Raw genomic sequence first — 22,061 nt, forward strand, 5'->3', positions numbered from 1 at the left:
CCTCCTTGTCGGTCAGTGGAGTCCGGGGACGAACTGAACGATCAGGTCGATGACCTTGATGCCGAGGAACGGCAGCACCAGGCCGCCGAGGCCGTACAGCCAGATGTTGCGGCTCAGCAGCGCCGCCGCCGAGGACGGCCGGTAGCGCACGCCGCGCAGCGCCAGCGGGATCAGCACGATGATGATCAGTGCGTTGAAGATGATCGCCGAGGCGATCGCCGAGGTCGGGCTGTGCAGGCCCATGATGTTGAGATGGCGCAGCCCCGGGTAGACGCTCGCGAACATCGCGGGGATGATCGCGAAGTACTTGGCGACGTCGTTGGCGATGGAGAAGGTGGTCAACGAGCCCCGGGTGATCAGGAGTTGCTTGCCGATCTCGACGATCTGGATCAGCTTGGTCGGGTTGGAGTCGAGGTCGACCATGTTGCCGGCCTCCTTGGCGGCCGACGTACCGGTGTTCATCGCCACCCCGACATCCGCCTGCGCCAGGGCCGGTGCGTCGTTGGTGCCGTCACCGGTCATCGCGACCAGCTTGCCGCCCGCCTGCTCCCGCCTGATCAGGGCGAGCTTGTCCTCGGGGGTGGCCTCCGCGAGGAAGTCGTCCACCCCCGCCTCCTGGGCGATCGCCCTCGCGGTCAGCGGGTTGTCACCGGTGATCATCACCGTGCGGATGCCCATGCGGCGCAGCTCGTCGAAGCGGTCGCGCATACCGTGCTTGACGACATCCTTGAGGTGGATGACGCCGAGGATCCGGGCGCTCTCGGCCCCTGCCCTCCGCACCACCTCGCCGACGACCAGCGGCGTGCCGCCGGTGGCGGAGATACCGTCGACCAGTGGGCCGACCTCGGCGGTGGGATGACCACCGTGCTCGCGCACCCAGCGCATGACCGCCGTGGCCGCGCCCTTGCGCAGGGAGCGGTTGTCCAGCTCGCCGTCGAGGTCCACCCCCGACATCCGGGTCTGCGCGGTGAACGGGACGAACTCGGCGTGCTCCAGCTCGCCTTCGGTCCGGGCGCGCAGCGCGTGACGTTCTTTGGCGAGGACCACGATCGAGCGCCCTTCGGGTGTCTCGTCGGCGATCGAGGACAACTGGGCGGCGTCCGCCAGCGTTTCCAGGTCCACGCCCCTGACCGGCAGGAACTCGGCGGCCTGCCGGTTGCCCAGGGTGATGGTGCCGGTCTTGTCCAACAGCAGAGTGTTGACATCACCCGCGGCCTCCACGGCGCGTCCTGACATGGCCAATACGTTGCGCTGCACGAGCCGGTCCATCCCCGCGATGCCGATCGCGGAGAGCAGCGCGCCGATCGTGGTCGGGATCAGGGCGACGACCAGCGCCACCAGGATGACGATGGACTGCTCGGCGCCGGCGAAGATGGCGAAGGGCTGCAGGGTCACCACGGCGACCAGGAAGACGATGGTCAGCGAGGCGAGCACGATGTTCAGCGCGATCTCGTTCGGTGTCTTCTGCCGGGCCGCGCCCTCCACCAGCGCGATCATGCGGTCGATGAAGGTTTCCCCGGGTTTCGAGGTGATCCGGACCACGATGCGGTCGGACAGCACCTTCGTCCCGCCCGTCACGGCCGAGCGGTCACCGCCGGACTCGCGGATCACCGGCGCCGACTCACCCGTGATCGCGGACTCGTCCACGCTCGCGATGCCCTCGACCACATCGCCGTCACCGGGGATGATCTCACCGGCCTCGACCACGACCAGATCGCCGAGCCGCAGTTCGGTGCCCGACACCTCCTCGGTGACCTCTGGTGGGCCGGACCTCCGGTCCTGGATGACACGGCGGGCCGTCGTGTCCTTCTTCGTCCGGCGCAGTGTCTCCGCCTGCGCCTTGCCGCGTCCTTCCGCCACCGCCTCCGACAGGTCGGCGAAGACCACGGTCAGCCAGAGCCAGACGGTGATCACCCAGGCGAAGACGCTCGGGGCCCTGATCGCCGACAGGGTGGTCAGCACCGCGCCGACCTCGACCACGAACATCACGGGGTTCTTGACCATCAGGCGCGGGTCGAGCTTGCGCAGCGCGTCGGGGACGGAGGCGAGGAGCAGCCTGGGCTCCAGCATTCCCGCGGAGATCCGGCGGGATGCGGCCACCGGCGGGCCCTTCGGCGCCTTGGCTTCCACGGTGGTGGCGGGCATCAGTGCAACCCTTCCGCGAGCGGCCCCAGCGCGAGCGCGGGCAGGTAGGTGAGGCCGACGACGATGAGGATCACGGCGGACAGCAGGCCGACGAACTGGGGCCGGTGGGTGGGCAGCGTGCCCACCGTGATCGGCACCGGCTGCTGCTGGGCGAGCGATCCGGCCAGCGCCAGCACGAACACCATCGGCAGGAAGCGGCCCAGGAGCATCGCCAGCCCGAGCGCGGTGTTGTACCAGACGGTGTTGGTGCTCAGCCCGGCGAACGCGGAGCCGTTGTTGTTGGCGGCCGAGGTGAAGGCGTAGAGCACTTCGGAGAAGCCGTGCGGACCGTGGTTGAGCATCGCCGCACGCTCACCTGGCAGGGCCATCGCGACGCCGGTGCCGACCAGCACGATCGCCGGGGTGGTGAGGATGTACAGCGAGGCGTACTTCATCTCCCGGCCGCGCAGCTTCTTGCCCAGGTACTCGGGCGTGCGGCCGACCATGAGGCCGGCGATGAAGACCGCCACGACGGCCAGGATCAGGATCCCGTAGAGGCCGGATCCGGTGCCGCCGGGCGCGATCTCGCCGAGCATCATGTTGAAGATCGTCAGGCCGCCGCCGCCCGGCGTGTACGAGTCGTGGAAGGAGTTGACCGCGCCGCAGGACGTCAGGGTCGTGGACACGGCGAACAGGGCCGAGCCCCAGATCCCGAAGCGCTGTTCCTTGCCCTCCATCATCCCGCCGGCCGCGTGTCCGGCCGAACTGCTCACGCTGTGCAGCTCGTTGGCGGTGACGATGGCCAGCGAGGCGGCCCAGATCAGCGCCATCACGGCGACGATGGCGTAGCCCTGGCGCTTGTCACCGACCATCGTGCCGAAGGTACGGGGCAGCGTGAAACCGATCACCAGCAGCAGGTAGATCTCCAGCCAGTCGGTGAACGGATCGGGGTTCTCGAAGGGGTGGGCGGAGTTGGCGTTGTAGAACCCGCCGCCGTTGGTGCCCAGTTCCTTGATGACCTCCTGGGAGGCGACCGGGCCGCCGGGGATGGACTGGTGCTGCCCGGCGATAGTGGTGATCGACTGGAAGCCGTGGAAGTTCTCGATCGTGCCCGCGGCGACCAGCACGACGGCCATGACCAGCGAGATCGGCAGCAGTATCCGCAGCACGACCCTGGTGAGGTCCTGCCAGAAGTTGCCGACCCGGTCGGTGTTCTTGCGGGTGAACCCACGGATCAGGGCCGCGACCACGGCGATTCCGACCGCCGCCGAGACGAAGTTCTGCACGGCCAGGCCCGCCATCTGCACCAGATGGCCCATGGTCGACTCGCCGGAGTAGGACTGCCAGTTGGTGTTGGTGACGAAGGAAGCGGCGGTGTTGAAGGACAGGGCGGGCGCGGCCGCCTTCATGCCGAGGGAGAGCAGCAGATGGTTCTGCAGCCGCAGGAAGCCGTAGAGGAACAGCACCGAGACCACGGAGAACGCGAGCACACTGCGCAGGTAGCCGGGCCATGTCTGCTCGGCGTCCGCGTGCACCCCGCCGACCCGGTAGACCAGGCGCTCCGCACGCCAGTGCCGGGGCGAGGCCAGGACATGGGCCATGTAGTCGCCGAACGGACGGAAGGTCAGGGCCAGCGCACCGACCAGGGCGATGATCTGCAGCCAGCCCGCGAGAGTGGCGTTCATCGAGAACCTCTCCGGCTGCGGGCCGTGCGGGACGAGCTAGAACCTCTCGGGGAAGATCAGGCACAGGACCAGGTAGACCACCAGACAGACGGCGACGACCAGGCCGACGACGTTGTCCACGCTCACAGTCGGTTCACTCCCTTGGCGATCAGACCGATCAGGACGAACACGGCGATGACGAGAACGATGAATCCAAGATCCGGCATGTGCGACACCCCCGTACCGACGACGGGAAGGGAACGCTCGGCTGCGGCGTGACCAAGCGGACACGACCACAGGTGCCGCGTCAGGAGAAAACGGCTCATTCAGTGCAGTTCTGCGTCATCCACCCGGCAAGCCTCATTGGCGGGGCCATAACGCCAACGGGCACTTATTTGACGACTTACTGATACCGCTGGGCCCGTCCGACAGGCTGCTGATGTGAAGCCCTGGTGTCCCAGGTGGCTCGCTCGGTGCTCACAGCCGAAGCCGGTACGGCAGCATGCACACCACCACATCCGTGCGCGCCCGCAGGACGGTGGCCAGCAGCAGTCCGCGCTGGTTCTGGAGGATCTCGTAACGGCGGTGCTTGGGCTCGACCTCCGGGATGAGGACGGCGATCCGACGTCCGTCCTGGGCGGCCCGCTGGACGTAGTTGACGATCGGCTGGACCAGGGAGCGGTGTGGGCTGTCGATGATGTCGAGCCGGACCCCCGGGTCCCAGCGGTCCCAGGCTTCCCTCAAGGTCCGGCTCTTGTCCGGGTCGGCCTGGACGGCGACCGCGACCACCTCGTCCCCGAGGGCGAGCGCCGCACCGATCGCATGCCGGGCGAGCTTGCTGACCTCGCCGAGCGGGACGATCACCAGGCTCGTCGTGCACCGGTCGGGCGGGGCCGGTACGCGGCCCAGCTCCAGTTCCTTGCCGACCTCCGTGTAGTAGCGCTGGATGCGGGCGAACAGCAGCATCATCAGCGGTACGGCGATCACCACGACCCAGGCGCCCGCCAGGAACTTCGTCAGCAGCAGGACGAGCCCGGCCAGGGTGGTGAGCACCGCGCCCGTCCCGTTGATCACCGCACGATGTTTCCAGCCGTCCGGCTTCTGGGTGGCCCAGTGACGCACCAGGCCGAGCTGACTGATGGTGAAGCCGATGAACACGCCGATGGCGAAGAGCGGGATCAGCCGGTGAGTGTTGGCGTCGGTCGCGATGAGCAGGGCGGCGGCCAGCAGGGCGAGGGCCACCACGCCGTAGCGGTAGACGGGCCGCTCGGCGCGCAGCGCGAACAGGTGGGGCAGACGGTGGTCGCGGGCGAGCAGGCTCATCAGGACCGGCAGTCCGCCGAAGCTGGTGTTGGCGGCCAGCAGGAGGACGAGGGTGACCATCAGGTTGGTGGCGTAGTAGGCCCAGCCGTCGCCATAGGCACCCGCGGTGAGTTGGGCCAGGATCGTCACGTTCGCACGCGGGGCCACCTGGTCGCGGCGGATCAGCACGGCAAGGCCGACGAGCATCAGCCCCAGCAGCGCGCCGAGCATGAACTCGGTGCGCTGGGCACGCCTGACCCGAGGGGTACGGAAGGTCGGCACGGCGTTGGCGATGGCCTCGACGCCGGTCAGGGCCGAGCAGCCGGACGAGAACGCTTTGAGGATCAGCAGCAGGCCCAGCGCCTCATGCGCGGGGGCGGGCTGTGCCGTGCCGACGACGGCCGCCGGGTGCGCGCGGAACAGGCCGACGACGATGACACCGACGATCGCCACGATGAACAGGACGGTCGGCAGCATCAGCACTCGCGCGCTCTCGGTGACGCCCCTCAGGTTCACCGCCGTCAGCAGAGCCAGGCCCGCCAGGCACACCAGCAGCTTGTCGTGGGCGAGGGCCGGGAAGGCGGACGCGAGCGCGTCCGCGCCGGCAGCCAGGCTGACAGCCACGGTCAGCACGTAGTCGACGACCAGGCTGGCCGCAGCCAGCAGGCTCGCGGTGGTGCCGCCCAGGTCCTTCTTGGCCACGGCGTAGGCGCCCCCGCCGTCCGGGTGCACTGCGATGACCTGGGCGTACGACACCACGAGTGCCGCGAGCAGGCAGGTGATCGCCAGTGTCACGGGCAGTGTCGCGGTCAGGGCGCCGGTTCCCGCCACGACCAGCGCCAGCACGATCGCCTCGGGGCCGTACGCCACTGAGCTGAGCGCGTCCAGCGACAGCGCGGCCAGTCCCTCCAGGCTGGTGAGGTGATCCTTCTCCCCTTCGCCCGGACGCAACGGAACCTTCGGCTTCAGCTCACGACGTGCCAGCCCGTACGCCATCGGAACCTCACCACGGCCGGTCGGACGGTCGGTACCAGTGTCCTCCGGCCGATGCCCGCGCGCGCCGTGGTGTTGACCCGCTCGGGTCTGCTGGCGCACGGTGGCGCAGCGTCGCGGGCCGCGGGCCCGGTCATGTCCGAGGCCTGGCAAACGCCCTGCTCGGTCGCGGCTGCCATGGCACCCTTCTCCAGGTGACAGCATCCGAAGTCGCCGCACCCACGTTCGCCCAGTTCACCCGGCCGTCCGAGCTCTCCGGCGCCCGCAGGCGGGATCTTGCCGCCTGTTGGGCCGCGGTGGTCAACGCCGGCGGGGCGGTCATTCCCGCGGACTGTCCGCTGCCGCCCCTGACGCCGGCGGACGTCGAAGCGGCCGTGGACCGTATCGCGGAGAGTCTGGCGCCCGAGTGCAGACTGCTCGCGGCCACCCTCGACGGTGAACTCGCCGGCTGGCTGCTCGTCCGCCGGGAAACGCACCCGCTGGAAGCGCACTGCGGCGTGGTGAACCACGTGCAGACGCAAGTGCACTTCAGGGGCCTGGGCATCGGGACCGCACTGATGCACCGCGTCCACCGCATCGCACGGGACGAGATGGGCCTGGAGCGGCTGAAGCTGTCGGCGCGAGCGGGCCTGGGACTTGAGCACTTCTACCGCAGGGCCGGATGGGCGGAGATCGGCCGGTGGCCCGGCGCGCTGCGCCTCGCGCCCGGGGACGACCGCGACGAGATCCTGATGAGCCTCGCGCTGTGACACCGCGACTCGGCGGTCCCTGACCTGATGCGGCTCCGGTCGCCGGTGGCGGGGGCGGTGACGAACGCCTCGGCCGGCACCATGTCGCCGCCGCCGCGCAGCCGGCCGTGGCCGCCGAAGACGCGTCGACACACCCGACGACGGCGGTCTCCTTCCCCCGGAGCGCCGGGGGCGGAGCCCGGAACGGATCCGGGAGCCCGTCAGTCCTTCAACGCCACGAGGACGCAGCTGTCTCCCACCTGCCACACCGGCGTGACATGGCTGAATCCGGCCTGGTGCAGCAGTTCGGTGTGGCGGCACACGGGGAGATGCCGGTTGCCGTCTCCGCCGCCGGACGGCGTACGGCTTCGCTCCCGCTGCTCGAACAGGTCGGCCAGCTCGGGGTCCGCGGCCGCCGCCGTCCACCAGGACTCCCAGTCCTCGTGCCCGTGGTCGCCCGCTCGCTCGGCCCGCCGGCGCCCCACGTGGGCGGTCAGGTCCGAGCAGGACCGTGTGTCCGGCGGGAAGTGGTCCCCGTTGACCAGCGCCCCGCCGGGGCGGAGCAGGGCTGCGAGGCTGCGGTAGGTCTCCAGCAGGACGGGGGCCGGGAGATAGTGCAGCGCAGTCGTCGAGACGGCGACGTCCACGCTGCGGCGCAGCTCCAGGGCGTCGGTCCAGCCGTCCTCTCCGATCACCGCGTCCACATAGCGGGCGGCGTCCGCGTGGTGGGTGCGCCCCAGCTCCAGCAGCACGGGATCCATGTCGACCGCGACGATCTCCGCGTCCGGCAGGCGGCAGGTCAGCCTGGCGGACAGGGAGCCGGGGCCGCAGCCCAAGTCCAGCAGGAGCGGCCGGGCACGAGTGGCGCAGACGTGCTCCACGATGTCGCAGATCACCGTGAAGCGTTCCTCGCGGTCCACCGCGTAGCGCTGCTGCTGCCGCTCCCAGCGCTCCACCCACGTCCTGGCCGTGTCCATGCTCACACCCATCTGGTCGCGCCACCTCTTCCGTCTTCCACCTGCTGCGACTACTGCGCAATCTACAGGTGGAAACGGTTATCAATAGCCATTCACTCCAATGACGCGAGAACGGTCAGCAAGCGGTCGATCTCCTCGGCGGTGTTGTAGACGTGCAGGCTCACCCGTACGGATCCGTCCTTCTCGTCCGCGCCCGCCTGGCAGAGACTGTCGGCCCGGACCATGAAGCCATGGCTGAAGAGGATGAACCCGAGGTCGTCGGACGGGACTTCACGGTGCCGGAAGGTGACGATGCCGTGCCGTCGCTGGGCCGTCGGCAGCGCGGTGTCCGCGGTCAGGCTGGCGGGGCAGCCGAGGATCTCGTAGGCGTCCAGGCGGCGCAGCCGGTCGGTCAGGCGGGTCGCCAAACGGGTGACGTGGGCTGCGACGAGGTTGACGCCGACCGCGTCCAGCCAGTCGAGTGCGGCCAGCAGCGATACGACGCCCACGGTGTTGGGGGTGCCCTGCCAGCCCGCGGGCTTCAGCGCGGGTCCGCGGGTGTTGCGCGCCCACACCGCTCCGGTGCCGGGCAGCGCGAGTGCCTTGTGCCCGGAGAAGACGACGAAGTCGACGTCGAGCGCCGGATCGCCGACCCGGACGGGGAGATGGCCGACGCTCTGGGCGGCGTCCAGGCAGATCGGCACATCCGGGCCGACGGCGGCGCGGATGCGGTGGACGTTCATGTCCCCGCCGTAGACGTGGTGGACGTGCGTGGCGGCGACGAAGCGGGTGCGGGGGCCGACGGCCTCGGCGAGGGCTCGGTGGTCGTAGTCGCCGGAGACCTCCTGGTACGGCAGCGCGCGTATGCGCACCTCCGTGCCGCGCTCGGCGAGCAGCCGCCGGGCTTCGAGCCAGGGTTCGAGGTTGGCCCGGTGGTCGGCGAACGGGACCAGGATCTCGTCGCCGTCGGTGAGGTGCTCCACGAGCCAGTCGCGGGCGACGGTGCGCAGGCCCTCGGTGGTTCCGCTGGTGAAGTGGACGGTCGAACGCTCCGGTGCCAGGTCGCCGAGGAACTCCTTGACCCGCTCGCGGGCCCGTTCGATCAACTCCGTGGTCCGGTTGGCCCAGGGATAGGTGCCGCGGCCCGCGTTGGCGTTCGTCGTCGTCAAGTAGGTCTGCACGGCGTCCAGGACGGCCTGTGGTTTCTGCGAGGTCGCCGCGCTGTCCAGGTACGCCAGCTCCGGATGCGCGGTGATGATCGGGAACTGCGCCCTCACCTGCTGCTGCCAGGATCCGTCTGCGTCATGCGTATCGGCGCGCATCAGGTCACTCCCTCACCAGCGGTGCGCCCGCGTCCCGCCAGGCGACGATGCCGCCCGCCAGGCTGCGCACGTCCGGGTGCCCCATTCGGGTCAGCAGGGCGGCGTAGCGCAGCGACTTCTCCCCCACCGGACAGGCCAGCAGCACCGGTGTCCGTTTGCTGAACGGCAGCCCGGTGCGGACCAGTTCCTCGAACACCTCGTCCACGATGTTCATCGATCCCTCGATGTGCAGGGCGGCGTAGGCGTGCGGGCCGCGCAGGTCGACCACCAACGGCGGGGTGTCGCTCTCCGCCAGCCAGCGCCGGGCGTCATCGACGTCGACGACCCGGGCCTGCGCACGCACCTCGCTGTCGGTGAGCGTGGCCGCCGAGTGACCGCGCCGCGCTCGCCCCAGAAGCTCCGGGCGGCGCTGACGTACATAGCTCAGATAGCTCTCGGCCCGGTCGCAGACGATGAACACGGCGGTCCGCCGACGGCCGGTGCCCGCCAACTCGGCGTCGACGGCCGCCAGGTGCCGGACGGCTCCCTGGTAGGCGGCACCGCCGGTCGGCCCCGACAGCAGCCCGCAGCGGCGGATGAGGGTGACCATTCCGTCGATGGCCTCCTGGGAGGTGACCGGCGCGATGGAGTCGTATGTGGCCGGATCGAACAGGCCGACCTGGTGCACCTCGTCGATGGTGCGGATCCCCGGGATGAAGTCGGACTTGTCGGCGACCAGCCCGAGCACCCGGACCCGCGGATCGTGCTCGCGCAGCGCCCTGGCGACACCGGTCGAGGAACCGGCCGTGCCCACACAGGCGATGAACCAGTCGGGTACCCGTCCGTCCAGGTCTTTGACGATCTCGGGTCCGGTACCTTCCGCGTGCGCCGCGACGTTGCGCGGATTGAAGTACTGGTCGGTGTGCAGATACGTGCTGCCTGGCTCCGAGAGCGCCTGGTGGAAGCGGGTCAGCGGGTCGTCGGTGTCCGTCGGGTCCAGGCACTCGCTCTGCCCGGGCAGCTCCTCGATCTCCGCGCCGAGGAGCAGCAGCAGCTCCTTGATCTCGGGGACGCGCATCCGGTTGGTGACGCTCTTGAACCTCAGCCCGTGCAGACCGGCCAGCAGGGCGAGGGCCTTGGCCGTGTTGCCGCTGGAGAGTTCCACGACCGTGCCGTCGCCGCCGGCCGCCTCCTCCAGGTGCGGGCGGGCCATGTACCAGGCGGGCCGGTCCTTCACGGACCCGAACGGGTTGAGCATCTCCAGTTTGGCGTACAGGTCGATGCTGCCCAGTCCGTGCACGGACGGGTCGATGCGGACCAGCGGCGTGTTGCCGATGGCCTCCGTGATGCTGTCATACCTCATGCCGGCACTCCCTGCGGGTGTGTGAGCGGCCAATAGTCCTCGTCCGGGCACCAACGCCAGGCATCGCCCGCTGACGAGACCGCCACCGTCCGTGCGACCGGCTGCCGTTGCGCATGGTGGGCGTGGAAGTCCATGGCGTATCCGGCGGTGTTGACGAAGGCCAGCACGTCCCCGGCGCGTGGCAGCCCGGGCAGATACACCAGCCGACGGGTGATCAGATCAGCCTCCAGACAGAGATTGCCGACGAGATGGACCCCGACCGGCCCGTCGCCGGCCGGATCGTCCCGGGGGCCGCCGCGGGGCAGCAGGACGGGGTCGACGAGGACACCGTGCTCCTCCAGACTCACGTCCCCGGCGTTCATGCCGAGGCGCACCAGATGACGGGTGGGGTCGTCGCCCGTGGGCCGCACGTCCAGCACCCGGACCAGCGACAGTCCGCACTGGTCGACGAGGGCGCGCCCCGGTTCGACGTACAGGTCGTTCAGATGCTCCAGCAGCAGCGTGGCGGGCGGGCGGCCAAGGACCGGGCCGGGACGCGAGAGCAGTCGGTCGAGATAGCCCGGCCCGGCGACGGGCCGGTGGGCCGGGTACAGGGCCGCCGCGCCGCGTACCGTGCCGCCCTCGTTGCGCAGCCCGTAGCCGTGACCGCGCCAGGTCAGGGCCGGCCGCACGCCGAGCACCGCCTCGCTCAGCGCGGTGGTCCACCGCTCCCACTCGCCGGCATCGGCGACGTACCCGACGCCGAACCCTCCGCCGATGTCGACGGCGCGCGGTGCCAGGCCCCGCGCCCGGCACTCGTCCATCATCAGCACACATCGCTCCAGCGCCCGGGCCTTCTCCTCCAGGCCTGTGGTGTCCAAGTGGTAGGCCAGGCCGGTCAGTTCGACGGTGTCCTGGTGCCGTTCCAGCGCCGTCCACAGCTCTTCGGCCGCGGCGACCGGGGTACCGAAGCGGCTGCGGCGCGACAACACCCGGGTGCCGGCGCCGCCGTGCCCGGCGTCCGACTCGAACTCCGACAAGCGCGCCAGCACGTTCACCCTGCCCAGCCCGTGCTCCCGGACGAGCCGCGCCAGTTGCTCCAGCTCACCGGTCGAGTCCAGGTTGACCGTCGCCCCCACCCGGGCCGCCAGCCACAAAAACTCCCGGTCCTTGGGACCGGTGGCCATCACCCGGTCCCCCGTGAACCCACAGCTCAGCGCATGCCGCAACTCCTCCAGAGAGGCCACGTCGATCCCGACGGCGGCCGGGTCGCACGCGGCCAGCCTCCGCACCAGGGCGCTGGAACGATTCGCCTTGTGCGCGAAGTACACCCGGCCGGCGAGATGGTGGCGGCGGTAGACGGACCGGAAGCGTTCGGCGTTCTCGGCGACGACCTCCGGGAGCAGCACGTTGAGCGGCGAGCCGAGCGCGTCCACCAGCGAGTGCAGGAACGGCACATCCCTCAGCAGCGAGGCCAGCGGCGGATCCACCCGCGGTCTCAGATACAAGGGCGCGTCCTTCACGAAGTACCCTCCCCACGTCAGCCGGTCGCCGCCTCATGGTTACGACAACCGTTTCGGAGTACTCGTTTCCCACTACACGCGCCGCTATGCCTCCTCTCACGTGGGGTGCCCTTGATCACAGACGATCCGATGAACCGCACCCGCAGGAATGTTCATCCACAGTCGGTGTCGACGGCCGCGGAACGAGTGAGGACCGCGCCCTTCTCGACGGGCAGGGACCCATCGCGTTCCCAGGCGGACCAGGAATCGACGTACAGGCCCACCTGTTGCCCGAGCAGGGCTCCGGCCAACACCAGCAGCGCGCTGGAAACGCCGCCGCCGCAGTAGGCGCCGACCTCCTGGCCGCCGATCGCCCGACGGGACAGGAACCATTTCCGCAGTTCCGTGGGTGGTCTCAACAGTCCGTCGGGAGCGATCAGTTCGGCCGAGTGGGCGTGGATCGCGTGCGGGATGTGGCCGGTCCTCGGATCGTCCGGCGTGCCGCCGTAGGAGCTCGCGGGGCGCGAGTCGAGCAGGGTGCCGTAGCGGGCGATCTCCAGCACGTCCGTGGTCTCCAGAACGCGTCGGCCGCCGTCGCCGGGTGGCCAGGCCGGTGCGACGTGGTCGCGCACCGGGCCGGCCGGCCGCGGCTGCCGCGGACGGGTCGTCGGGCCGCCCGCACGGACCCAGGCCGGCAGGCCGCCGTCCAGGACGCGTACCGACCGAAAGCCCGCCCAGGTGAGAACGAACCACGCGCGGGCGGCGGACGACAGCTCCTCGATCCGGCGGGTGTAGAGCACCAGGTCGTCGGCGGGCCCGATGCCGTGAGCCCGCGCACTGGCGCGCACGGCGGCGCGCTTCGGGAGCGGGAGGTGGCCGCTGTCGGCTGTCGGGGTGCCGGCGAAGTCGGACCTGACCGAGGTCCGCAGCGCGTCGGGGATGCTTCCCGCGATCGGATCCGGTCCCTGTGCCATCACCCGCCAGGGCGCGACTTCGATGAACACCAGGCGGGCCCTTCGGGCCAACGCCGTCCGGGCGTCGAGGAGATGGGAGGGCTCGGCCGCCGTCATCCCAGCGACCCCGAGGTGTGCGGGACGAACACCACAGGAAGGCTCTCCTTGAGAGCGTTGTAGATACGGCACCGCTTCTTGTACTCGGCGACGAGTTCGTCAGCCGTGACGTGGTCGACCCCGTCGATGAAGCACTCCATGACGAGCGTGCCCAGGTAGTCGCCCTCGGCCTTGCGCTCGATCCGGGCGAAGATCTCCACCTGGCGCTCCGGCTGCCCGCTTTCGACGAAGTCGTGCCGGAACGCGTTCAGCGCGCAGGAGACGAGGGACGCGACGAGCAAGTCGAGGGAGCTGGCCTCCTCACCCGGGCCGCCGCTGCGCAGCGAGCCGTCCGACACGATCTCGAACCCGGGCCCTGCGATGGTGTAACGGCCGCGGATGTCGGTGGTCCGGCCGTGGAGGTTGCTGATCACGGTTACTTTGTCGCTCACCGTAAAAGTCTAGGCGCGTGGCACCTGAGTGACCGTCGGGTCCGGAGTCCGGACACCGCTCGTGGTCGCCACCCGCAGTTGGTCGGCCAGCAGCGACACGACGCGGGTGAGTGAACGGTTGTCCTCCTCCAGGACGGCGTTCCGGCGTTCGAGCTCTTCGATCCTGGCCAGCAACTCGCGCTGGCTCGGCCGGTGCTGCTGGCGGCCGGCCGGTGGAGTGCGGGGCTCCCAGCCGTCACCGTGACCGTCGGCTGAGTCGTAGTCGTAGCTGCCGTCGTCGTAGCGCGTGAGCCACTTGCGCAAGGACTGCGGACCGACCTCGAACTCCTCGGCGACCTCCCGGACGATCGAGCGGTTCTCGGGCTCCTCGCGACGCCGCTGCACCACCCGCTCCACCGCGAGCCGGCGGACCTCGTCGCTGTACTTCCGGTCGAACACCACGTCATTTTCCCCGTTCAGGAGACTGCAACACTGCTGTCACGATACTTCCTGCGCACCCGTGTCAACATATCGGCTACGAGATGCCCGTACCCAGCGGATATCCCGTCATGTGTCACGTAGCCGTAGGTGCACGAAGTTTCATGTATCGCTGTCACCTCCTCGTCCGAGGCAAGCACATGACGACGTAGCGCTGCCCGGTTGCCTACGGCAGTGCAGCCGCTACCGCTCACACCCGAGCCGATCGAGAGGAGACAACAGGTCGTGTCCAGTTCACGCCCGTGGCGCTGGGGTGCCGCCGTGGTGGCCGCGCTGTCGCTTCTTGCCACCGCCGCCTGCTCAGGCAACGGCGCGCAGCGCGAAGCCGCAGCCGAGGTGGCCAAGAAGGACCGCTACGGAGGCACACTCAACATCGGTCTCAGCGCCGACCCCGGCGGTGTCGACTCCGCCGTCGTCAACCAGGTCTGGCGCACGGTGGCCCGCGCCCTGGCCGACTCGCTGGTCTTCTACAACCCCGAAACGAAGCAGGTCGAGCCCTGGCTCGCCACACGCTGGAAGGTGAGCGACGACGCGCGGGTCTACTCCTTCACGCTGCGCGACGACGTCACCTTCCACGACGGCACCAAACTCACCGCGAAGGTCGTCAAGGCCAACCTGGAGAGCCTGAACCGGCCGGGCATCCACTCCAGCGCCAAGACCATCGTGCAGGGCATCAGCACCATCAAGACCCCCTCGGAGCACGAGATCACCGTCGAGTTCGCGGAGCCCAACGCCGCCTTCCTGACGTCCCTTTCGCGTGCGTACGTCGGCATCATCTCGGAGAAGACGGCCAGGCTCCCGGTCGAGCAGCGGCAGAAGTGGCTGGACGGCTCCGGCCCGTTCTCTCTGGAGGAGTACGTCCCGAACCAGCGCATCGTGCTGAAGAAGCGCGAGGACTACACCTGGGCGCCGAAGTACTTCCGGCACGACGGGGCGGCCTATCTCGACAAGGTCGTCTACAAGATCATCCCCGAGGACTCGGTCCGCAACGGCGCGGTCATCGGCGGCGATGAACTCCAGTTCATCTACTGGGTGAACGCGAAGTACGTCCCACAGCTCCAGAACGCCGGGCTGACGATCTCGAAGACGCTCAATCCCGCGACCGGCACCGAGCTGCCGGTGAACACCTCGTCCAAGTTCCTCAAGGACGTCCGCGTCCGGCAGGCGCTCCAAACAGGGGTCGACCGGGACGAGTTCGTGAAGATCGACTCGGGTGGCGTCGACCAGCCCGCGACCGGTCCGCTGAGCAAGGACAACCCCTACTACTCCGATCAGAGCGCGCTGCTGAAGTACGACCCCGCGCGCGCCAAGTCGCTGCTGGAACAGGCCGGCTGGACCAGGACCGGCTCCGACGGGATCCGGGTCAACGCCAAGGGCGAGCGGCTGTCGCTGCGCGCACCGGAGGACGACGCGGGCTGGCAGGTGCTCCAGGACCAGTGGAAGAAGCTCGGCGTCGAACTCGTTCTCGACCCGCCGCTGGCCGCCGAGGCGAACGAGAAGCTGCTCAGCGGCGAGTACGACATCGCCTACTGGTACGCGTCCTCGCCCGACCCGGACGTCCTGCGGGCCAACTACGGCAGGACGACCGGCTCGAACCGCAGCTTCATCGCGGACGACGACAAGACGGGCGAGGAACTCGACCGGCTCCTCCAGGAGCAGAACCAGACGATCGACAAGGACAAGCGCCAGAAGCTGGTCGATGCCGCCGCCCGCATCCTCATCGAGCAGGGCTACGAGATCCCTGTGTCCAACGACGTCGACATCTGGGCCCACTCGCCCCGGCTGCATGACATCGAGCCCGTCGGCCTCGACCAGTACCTGATCAACGCCTGGCTGGCGAAGAAGTAGACCGATGGCACGATACGGACTTCGGCTCCTGTACGGCGTGATCGTGGTGTGGGGCGCCTTCACCGGAGCGTTCTTCCTGCTGTACGTGGTGCCCGGGGACGCGGCGGGCGGCCTCACGGCCGGCGCGGACGGCGGTGACGTCAAACACCTCCTGGCCGAACAGCGCGAGTTGCTCGGCCTGGACCGCCCGGTGTACGTGCAGTACTGGGACGCGCTGACCGGAGCCCTCCACGGGGACTTCGGCCAGAGCATCTACCAGCGCCGGCCAGCGGTGGACGTCTATGTCGAGTCCTTTCCCGAGACGCTCCAACTGGCCCTGCTCGGGCTGCTCCTGGCCGTCGTGCTGGGGGTGACGCTGTCGGTGGTCATCGAGCTGACCCACTGGAAGTGGGCGCGCGAGCTGCTGATCTCGCTGCCGCCGATCGCGGTGTCGCTCCCGCCCTTCCTGGTCGGGCTGGTGCTGCTGCAGGTGTTCGCCTTCCAGCTGCACTGGATCGACGCGGTCAGCGACCGGGGGCTCGGCGGGCTGCTCGTCGCCTCGGTGGCGCTCGCGGTGGCCGGCGGCGGCAGCATCTCCCAGCTGCTGACGGCCAACCTCCGCGCCGCGCTGACCTCGCCGTACATCGAGACCGCCCGCAACTGGGGGCTCAGCCGGTTCGACATCGTCGTCCGGCACGCCCTGAAGAATGCCGCGCTGCCGGTCGTCACCTCCTTGGGTACCACCGTCGGCGTCATGGTCGGCGGGACGGTGCTGACGGAGACGGTGTTCTCCCGGCTCGGCGTGGGTCGTCTCGTGGTGGACGCGGTGAACGGCCGTGACATGCCCGTCGTCCTGGTCGCGGTCACGATCAGTGCGGTGATCTTCGTCGTGGTGAACCTCGTCGTCGACGCGCTCTACCCGCTGCTCGACAAGCGGATCCGATGGGAGGGATGACGTGACGACCCTCGAAGTGCAGGCATCCGCGCCGCCGTCCGGGCGCTCCCGGGCGCTCGGGCGCCGGACGGCCGAGCTGCTCCGCTCGCCCGGACTCCTCGCGTCGTATCTGTGGGTGGCCGTGATCCTCGCGGCGGCGGTCCATCCCGGCCTGTTCGTGTCCGGCGACCCGCTGCGGCAGGACGCCTCGCAGATGCTGCTCTCACCCGGCGCAGGCCATCTGTTCGGCACCGACGACTTCGGCCGCGACCAGTTCACCCGCACCGTGTGGGGCACTCGTCTGTCGCTCCAGGCCGCGGTGATCGCCGTGGCCATCGGGCTGGTGAGCGGCTCGTCGATCGGTCTCGTCGCGGGCGCGCTCCGCGGCCGGGTCGACAGCGTCCTGATGCGGGTCGTCGACATCATGCTGGCGGTGCCGAGCCTGATCGTCTCACTCGCGATCATCTCCGCCCTGGGGCGCGGGACGCTCAACATCGCCGTCGCCATCGGCATCAACAGCACGGCCGGATTCGCCCGCCTGATGCGGTCCGAGGTGCTCAGGGTGAGCAACGCCCAGTATGTCGAGGCCTCGGTCTTCGCCGGTCACGGCTATGTCCGCCGGCTGTTCAGGCACGTCGTGCCGAACGCGTCCCGCTCGGTGCTGGCCGCGGCGACCATGGACATCGGCACGGCCGTCCTGACCGTCGCCGCGCTGAGTTTCCTGGGGCTCGGCGCGCCCCCGCCGACGCCCGAATGGGGCCTCCTGGTGGCCGAGGGGCGCACGTTCATCGGAGTCCAGTGGTGGCTGAGCCTGCTGCCCGGCCTGGTGATCGTACTGACCGTGCTCGCGGTCTATCGCATCGGCAGGTCGTTCAACCGAGGGAGGACCCGTGTCGTCGCCTGAGCAGGAGGACACGCCGCTGCTGCGCGTGCGGGACGTGAGCGTCGAGTTCGCGCTGCCCGGCCGCGCCGCGACCCCCGTGCTCGACCGGGTGAGCCTGGATGTCTCGGCGGGTTCGATCCGGGCCGTCGTCGGCGAGTCCGGCTCGGGCAAGTCCACCCTCGGCCGGGTCGTCACCGGGACCCTCGCCGAGAACGGGCGCATCACCGCGGGCGAGGTCGTCCTCGGCGGCCGTGCGCTCACCGGGCTGCCCGAACGGCAGTACCGGGCCGTCCGCGGCAAGGAGATCGGCTACATACCGCAGGACGCGCGGCTCGGCCTGAACCCCCTGCTGCCGGTCGGTGTCCAGGCCGCGGAACCGCTGCGGGCGCACGGCCTGGCGTCCCGCGCCGAACGCCGGGAACGGGTCATCGACCTCTTCGCGAAGGTCGGACTGCGCGACCCCGAGCGGCTGTACGGGCGCTACCCGCACGAACTGTCCGGAGGAATGTGCCAGCGGGTGCTGATCGCCGCGGCGATGAGCACCCGGCCCCGGCTGCTCATCGCCGACGAGCCGACGACCGCGCTCGACGTCACGGTGCAGAAGACCATCCTCGACCTGCTGTCGAGCCTGGTGGAGACCGAGGACCTCGGCATCCTGCTGATCACCCACGACCTGGGGATCGCCGCGGAACGGACCGACGACATCGCCGTGGTCAAGGACGGGCGGATCGTGCGCAGCGGACGGACCGACGAGGTCGTCGCCGAGCCGGGTGACCCGTACACGGAGAATCTCCTGCGGTCCTCCTCCCTCGGATTCTCCGGCCGGCGGGCCGCGACCGCCCGGCTGGAGTACTCCCGTACCGTGCCCGCGGACGCCCCGGTGGTGGTCGAGGCCAAGGGGGTCGGCAAGACCTTCCCCTCCCGCCGTGGCTCGGACCCGGTCACCGCGGTGGCCGACGCCTCGTTCCAGGTGCGCAAGGGCACCACGCTGGGGATCGTCGGCGAATCGGGCTCCGGCAAGACCACCTTGGTGCGCGTTCTCGCCGGCCTGACCCCGGCGGACGCAGGCTCGGTCGAGATCGACGGCGAACCGGTCGTCCATCACCGCCGGGCGGCCGGGCAGTCCGGCCTCTATCGCCGGGTGCAGATGGTCTACCAGGATCCCTTCGCCTCCCTCAACCCGAGGTCCACGGTCCGCTCGATCCTCGACGAACCGCTCCGGGGCCACCGGTACGGGCCGGCGCCGGAGCGTGCGCGCAGGATCACGGAACTGCTGGAGGTGACCGGCCTGCCCGCCTCGGTCGCCGACCGGTACACCGCCGAGCTGTCGGGCGGCCAGCGGCAGCGGGTGGCCATCGCCCGCGCGCTGGCACCGCGGCCGGACGTCGTCATCCTGGACGAGCCGGTCTCCGCCCTCGACGTGTCCGTGCAGCGCCAGATCCTCGACCTGCTCGCCACGCTCCAACGCGAACTGACGCTGACCTACGTCTTCATCTCGCACGACCTGGGTGTGATCGCCGAGGTGTCCGACGAGGTCGTCGTCCTGCGCCACGGGCACATCGTCGAGCGCGGCCGGGCCCTGGGCGTCCTCACCGACCCGCGGACCGACTACGTCAAACGGCTGCTGGCGTCGATCCCCGGTGCCGTCGCGCCCCGTTCGGCTCTCTCCTCGTAGACGCACAACAGGAAGGAACACCTCATGCCCGAGCGGCAGCTCCACCTGGGCTATATGCACTGGCTGAACGGCACGCACTGGGGCGGCTGGCGGCACCGGGACGCGCCCACGGCGCAGGCGTTCGAACTGGAGTACGCGGCCAGGGCGCTGCGGATCGTCGAGGACGCGAAGTTCGATTTCTTCTTCCTCGGCGACACCCTCCCGGGTGACATCGCCAGGGAACAGTGGATCACCACCCACAACACCGGACGCCTGGAACCCTTCACCCTGGCCTCCCAACTCGCCCTGACGTCCTCGAAGATCGGGCTCGTCGTGACGGCGCACCCGACGTTCTACGAGCCGTACATCCTGGCGCGGCTGACGGCGTCCCTCGACCACCTCAGCGGGGGACGGCTGGCGTGGAACGTCGTGCTGGGCGCCTCCGATCTGGCGGCCCGGAACTTCAGCCTGCCGGATCTGGGCGGCGCCACCCGCTACGAGCGTGCGGACGAGTTCATCCATGTCGTCCAGCGGCTGTGGGACAGCATCGAGGACGGCGCCTACCTCCAGGACAAGAAGACCGGGAGCTACGTCGACGAGACCAAGGTGCACCGGCTCGCCTGGCAGGGCAGGCACTTCCAGGTCGCCGGTACGCTGCCGCTGGCGCGTCCGCCCCAGGGCCATGTCCCGCTGCTGTACGCCGGTGCCTCCGAACTCTCCCGTGAACTGACCGCCAAGTGGGCCGACATCAACTTCACCGGACCCGCGACGGCGGAGGACTCGATCGCGTTCAACACCGATGTGCGGCAGCGGGCCGAGCGCCTGCGCGGCAGGGTGGACCCGATCTTCTTCCTGCCGGGGATCACGCCGCTCATCGGCGACACCCGGGCGGAAGCCGTCGAGCTGTACGAGGAACTCAACACGCTGCTGCCGCTCGACGACGACATCGTGGAGGGCGACCAGGACGAGTCGTACTGGTCGGGTCCGGAGTGGGCCCGGATCAGCGGGTCCCGGTTCTCGCTGCCCAAGGGTGTGCGCAGCGTCCGCTCCCTGTCGGAGCGGGTCGGTGCCGACCTGAGACCGCTCGGCATCGACGGCATCGTCAAGCCCGACTCCGCCGAACAGTTCAACGCCTACGGCCGCGGACTGCTGCGGACGCTGGCCGAGCGCACCGACCGCACCGTGGACAACGGCGGCGTTCGGGTCAGGGATGTGCTGGGCGCGTCCATCGCCGGGAACTTCCCCCTGGTGATCGGCACGGCAGCACACGTCGCCGACACCCTGATCGACTGGTTCGACCGAGGTGCCGCCGAGGGCTTCAACGTGAGCACCCCCTTCCTCTGGGAACCGCTGGAGCGCTTCACGGCCGAGGTGGTGCCGATCCTCCAGGAGCGCGGCGTGTACCGGACCGAGTACACGGCCGACACCTTCCGCGGCCACTTCGGCCTGGACATCCCCCCGAACAGCTTCACCGCGACGAACGCGAAGGAACCATCCGCATGAGCAGCCGACGCAAGCTCCGCCTCGGCCTGGCCGCCTACGGCACCGGCTGGGACCTGGACGCCTGGCGCCTGCCCGAGGTGACCAACTCCGGCCTGCGCGACCCCAGCGTCATCCTGGACATCGCCAGGGTCGCCGAACGCGGCACGCTCGACTACGTCTTCGCCGGCAGTGCCCTCGGCAGCGAACCGGACCGCCTCAACCGGATCTACCGCTGGGACAACTTCGTCTACGCCGGCCACGCCGCGGCGGTCACGAGCAACCTCGGGTTCGTGATGTCGGTGAACTCCTCCTTCGAGCACCCGTACGCCGTCGCCCGGCAACTGGCGACGCTGGACAACTTCAACCGGGGACGCACCGCGCTGAACGTCGTCTTCGGCATCGACCGCGACGGCGATCCGCTCGGCAACTTCGGCAAGAACCCGGTACCGACCGAGGAGACGAAGTACGCCCGGGCCCGGGAGTTCACCACGGTCGTCAACCGCCTGCTGTACGACAGCTGGGACGACGACTTCCTGCTCGACGACAAGGCGGCCGGCGTCCTGGTGAAGCCCGGGTCCTGGCATCAGCTCGACTTCCACGGCGAACACTTCGACGTCCGTGGCCCGTTGAACGTCCCACCGCCGGTGCAGCGCCACATTCCGATCGTCCAGGTGGGCCTCTCCGAGGAGTCCCTGCAGTACGGCGCCGACCTCGCGCAGCTGCGGTTCTCGCCGTACTTCGGCATCAGCCGCGGCAAGGAGGAGTACCGCAGGCTCAAGGAGCGCGTCGCGGCCAGCGGGCGCGATCCCGAGAAGTTCAAGATCATCCCGGGGATCACCTTCCACCTCGCCGGCACCGTCCGGGAGGCCCGCGCGAAGTTCAACGAGATCAACGCCTTCCAGCTCACGCAGGCCCTGCCGGCCGCGTTCTCCCAGGCCCTCGGCATCGACCTGTCGAGGGTCCGCGACAGCGAGCGCGTGCTCGACGTCATCGACATCGAGAAGCTCGCGGACGACGCGCTCAAGCCGTTGCTCAGCGACCGTGCGAGCGACGCCACGGACGACCGGGAGCTGCTGCGGCACATCCTCAGCACCCAGATCGGCGAGGACGCCACCCTGCGCGAGCTGTACCACTACGTCCAGCGGTCCCGGCACGCACAGCAGCCCGCGGTCGTCGGCGACGCGAAGACCATCGCCGACTGGCTGGAGGAGAACCTGGAGGAGGAAGTGCTCGACGGCGTCCAGCTGTTCCCGCCCTACCACCGCGGACCGGCCGACCTCTTCGTCGACCTCGTCGTCCCGGAGCTGCGACGCCGGGGCATCTTCCGGACCGAGTACGAGGCCTCGACGCTGCAGGGCCTGCTGGACACCGACGACGTCTACTGAGGAGAA

Annotated in this window: 19 protein-coding genes; 7 read left to right on the forward strand and 12 right to left on the reverse strand. The window is 69.7% G+C overall.

Going from position 1 to position 22,061, the window contains the following annotated elements:
- Positions 1-12 precede the first annotated feature (12 nt).
- From kdpB to CTZ28_RS38570, 5 genes are all read right to left on the reverse strand, one after another.
- Positions 13-2,145 carry a potassium-transporting ATPase subunit KdpB gene (kdpB, locus tag CTZ28_RS38555; RefSeq protein ID WP_121894421.1) on the reverse strand — a complete coding sequence of 711 codons (2,133 nt, stop codon included), beginning with the start codon at positions 2,143-2,145 and terminating at the stop codon, positions 13-15.
- Positions 2,145-3,809, reverse strand: a complete 1,665-nt coding sequence (kdpA, locus tag CTZ28_RS38560) for a potassium-transporting ATPase subunit KdpA (protein ID WP_121894422.1) — start codon at positions 3,807-3,809, stop codon at positions 2,145-2,147. The genes kdpB and kdpA overlap by 1 nt, the downstream gene beginning before the upstream one ends.
- A 36-nt stretch (positions 3,810-3,845) precedes the next feature.
- Complete coding sequence (gene kdpF / locus CTZ28_RS38565) at positions 3,846-3,935, reverse strand: K(+)-transporting ATPase subunit F (RefSeq protein WP_121894423.1); 90 nt, start codon at positions 3,933-3,935, stop codon at positions 3,846-3,848.
- Positions 3,932-4,114, reverse strand: a complete 183-nt coding sequence (locus CTZ28_RS46705) for a hypothetical protein (RefSeq protein ID WP_147481260.1) — start codon at positions 4,112-4,114, stop codon at positions 3,932-3,934. The genes kdpF and CTZ28_RS46705 overlap by 4 nt, the downstream gene beginning before the upstream one ends.
- Positions 4,115-4,265: 151 nt before the next feature.
- Positions 4,266-6,086 (reverse strand): APC family permease, encoded by a 1,821-nt coding sequence (locus tag CTZ28_RS38570; RefSeq protein WP_121894424.1) that lies wholly within the window; start codon positions 6,084-6,086, stop codon positions 4,266-4,268.
- 191 nt (positions 6,087-6,277) lie between these two features.
- On the opposite strand from CTZ28_RS38570, the gene CTZ28_RS38575 reads away from it, so the two are divergent.
- Positions 6,278-6,832, forward strand: coding sequence for a GNAT family N-acetyltransferase (locus CTZ28_RS38575; RefSeq protein ID WP_121894425.1), 555 nt, complete (start codon positions 6,278-6,280; stop codon positions 6,830-6,832).
- A gap of 200 nt (positions 6,833-7,032) precedes the next feature.
- On the opposite strand, the gene CTZ28_RS38580 is transcribed toward CTZ28_RS38575, so the two are convergent.
- The 7 genes from CTZ28_RS38580 to CTZ28_RS38610 form a co-directional block, all read right to left on the reverse strand.
- Complete coding sequence (locus tag CTZ28_RS38580) at positions 7,033-7,800, reverse strand: class I SAM-dependent methyltransferase (protein WP_121894426.1); 768 nt, start codon at positions 7,798-7,800, stop codon at positions 7,033-7,035.
- 80 nt (positions 7,801-7,880) lie between these two features.
- Positions 7,881-9,089 carry an aminotransferase class V-fold PLP-dependent enzyme gene (locus CTZ28_RS38585; protein ID WP_121894427.1) on the reverse strand — a complete coding sequence of 403 codons (1,209 nt, stop codon included), beginning with the start codon at positions 9,087-9,089 and terminating at the stop codon, positions 7,881-7,883.
- 4 nt (positions 9,090-9,093) lie between these two features.
- Positions 9,094-10,431, reverse strand: coding sequence for a pyridoxal-phosphate dependent enzyme (locus tag CTZ28_RS38590; RefSeq protein ID WP_121894428.1), 1,338 nt, complete (start codon positions 10,429-10,431; stop codon positions 9,094-9,096).
- Positions 10,428-11,900, reverse strand: coding sequence for a Y4yA family PLP-dependent enzyme (locus CTZ28_RS38595; RefSeq protein ID WP_121894429.1), 1,473 nt, complete (start codon positions 11,898-11,900; stop codon positions 10,428-10,430). The genes CTZ28_RS38590 and CTZ28_RS38595 overlap by 4 nt, the downstream gene beginning before the upstream one ends.
- A 185-nt stretch (positions 11,901-12,085) precedes the next feature.
- Positions 12,086-12,982 carry a sulfurtransferase gene (locus tag CTZ28_RS38600; protein ID WP_121894430.1) on the reverse strand — a complete coding sequence of 299 codons (897 nt, stop codon included), beginning with the start codon at positions 12,980-12,982 and terminating at the stop codon, positions 12,086-12,088.
- On the reverse strand, positions 12,979-13,413 hold the full coding sequence (locus CTZ28_RS38605; protein WP_121894431.1) for an OsmC family protein: 435 nt from the start codon (positions 13,411-13,413) through the stop codon (positions 12,979-12,981). The genes CTZ28_RS38600 and CTZ28_RS38605 overlap by 4 nt, the downstream gene beginning before the upstream one ends.
- A 9-nt stretch (positions 13,414-13,422) precedes the next feature.
- Positions 13,423-13,851, reverse strand: a complete 429-nt coding sequence (locus CTZ28_RS38610) for a hypothetical protein (protein WP_147481261.1) — start codon at positions 13,849-13,851, stop codon at positions 13,423-13,425.
- 264 nt (positions 13,852-14,115) lie between these two features.
- Here CTZ28_RS38610 and CTZ28_RS38615 point away from each other — a divergent pair, with 264 nt between their 5' ends.
- Genes CTZ28_RS38615 through CTZ28_RS38640 form a run of 6 tightly spaced genes read left to right on the forward strand, consistent with a single transcriptional unit; the run spans position 14,116 to position 22,055 of the window.
- Positions 14,116-15,738: an ABC transporter substrate-binding protein gene (locus CTZ28_RS38615; RefSeq protein WP_183154802.1), complete on the forward strand. Its 1,623-nt coding sequence runs from the start codon at positions 14,116-14,118 to the stop codon at positions 15,736-15,738.
- 4 nt (positions 15,739-15,742) lie between these two features.
- Complete coding sequence (locus CTZ28_RS38620; protein ID WP_121894434.1) at positions 15,743-16,672, forward strand: ABC transporter permease; 930 nt, start codon at positions 15,743-15,745, stop codon at positions 16,670-16,672.
- A 1-nt stretch (position 16,673) separates the two neighbouring features.
- Entirely contained in the window at positions 16,674-17,555 is an 882-nt protein-coding gene (locus CTZ28_RS38625; RefSeq protein WP_121894435.1) for an ABC transporter permease, read from the forward strand.
- Positions 17,542-19,209, forward strand: coding sequence for a dipeptide ABC transporter ATP-binding protein (locus CTZ28_RS38630; RefSeq protein WP_183154803.1), 1,668 nt, complete (start codon positions 17,542-17,544; stop codon positions 19,207-19,209). Before CTZ28_RS38625 ends, CTZ28_RS38630 begins: the two co-directional genes overlap by 14 nt.
- 24 nt (positions 19,210-19,233) lie before the next feature.
- Positions 19,234-20,691 (forward strand): NtaA/DmoA family FMN-dependent monooxygenase, encoded by a 1,458-nt coding sequence (locus CTZ28_RS38635; RefSeq protein WP_121894436.1) that lies wholly within the window; start codon positions 19,234-19,236, stop codon positions 20,689-20,691.
- Positions 20,688-22,055, forward strand: a complete 1,368-nt coding sequence (locus CTZ28_RS38640; RefSeq protein WP_121894437.1) for an NtaA/DmoA family FMN-dependent monooxygenase — start codon at positions 20,688-20,690, stop codon at positions 22,053-22,055. Before CTZ28_RS38635 ends, CTZ28_RS38640 begins: the two co-directional genes overlap by 4 nt.
- Positions 22,056-22,061: the final 6 nt, after the last annotated feature.

Origin of the sequence: Streptomyces shenzhenensis, from assembly GCF_003688995.1 — a bacterium.
GTDB classification, from domain to species: Bacteria; Actinomycetota; Actinomycetes; order Streptomycetales; family Streptomycetaceae; genus Streptomyces; species Streptomyces shenzhenensis_A.

What these genes read in the sequence shown, in the direction of transcription:
- kdpB (WP_121894421.1), bottom strand. Translation starts at nt 2,145, where the DNA reads ATGCCCGCCACCACCGTGGAAGCCAAGGCGCCGAAGGGCCCGCCGGTG.
- kdpA (WP_121894422.1), bottom strand. Translation starts at nt 3,809, where the DNA reads ATGAACGCCACTCTCGCGGGCTGGCTGCAGATCATCGCCCTGGTCGGT.
- CTZ28_RS46705 (WP_147481260.1), bottom strand. Translation starts at nt 4,114, where the DNA reads ATGAGCCGTTTTCTCCTGACGCGGCACCTGTGGTCGTGTCCGCTTGGT.
- CTZ28_RS38570 (WP_121894424.1), bottom strand. Translation starts at nt 6,086, where the DNA reads ATGGCGTACGGGCTGGCACGTCGTGAGCTGAAGCCGAAGGTTCCGTTG.
- CTZ28_RS38580 (WP_121894426.1), bottom strand. Translation starts at nt 7,800, where the DNA reads ATGGGTGTGAGCATGGACACGGCCAGGACGTGGGTGGAGCGCTGGGAG.
- CTZ28_RS38585 (WP_121894427.1), bottom strand. Translation starts at nt 9,089, where the DNA reads ATGCGCGCCGATACGCATGACGCAGACGGATCCTGGCAGCAGCAGGTG.
- CTZ28_RS38590 (WP_121894428.1), bottom strand. Translation starts at nt 10,431, where the DNA reads ATGAGGTATGACAGCATCACGGAGGCCATCGGCAACACGCCGCTGGTC.
- CTZ28_RS38600 (WP_121894430.1), bottom strand. Translation starts at nt 12,982, where the DNA reads ATGACGGCGGCCGAGCCCTCCCATCTCCTCGACGCCCGGACGGCGTTG.
- CTZ28_RS38620 (WP_121894434.1), top strand. Translation starts at nt 15,743, where the DNA reads ATGGCACGATACGGACTTCGGCTCCTGTACGGCGTGATCGTGGTGTGG.
- CTZ28_RS38635 (WP_121894436.1), top strand. Translation starts at nt 19,234, where the DNA reads ATGCCCGAGCGGCAGCTCCACCTGGGCTATATGCACTGGCTGAACGGC.
- CTZ28_RS38640 (WP_121894437.1), top strand. Translation starts at nt 20,688, where the DNA reads ATGAGCAGCCGACGCAAGCTCCGCCTCGGCCTGGCCGCCTACGGCACC.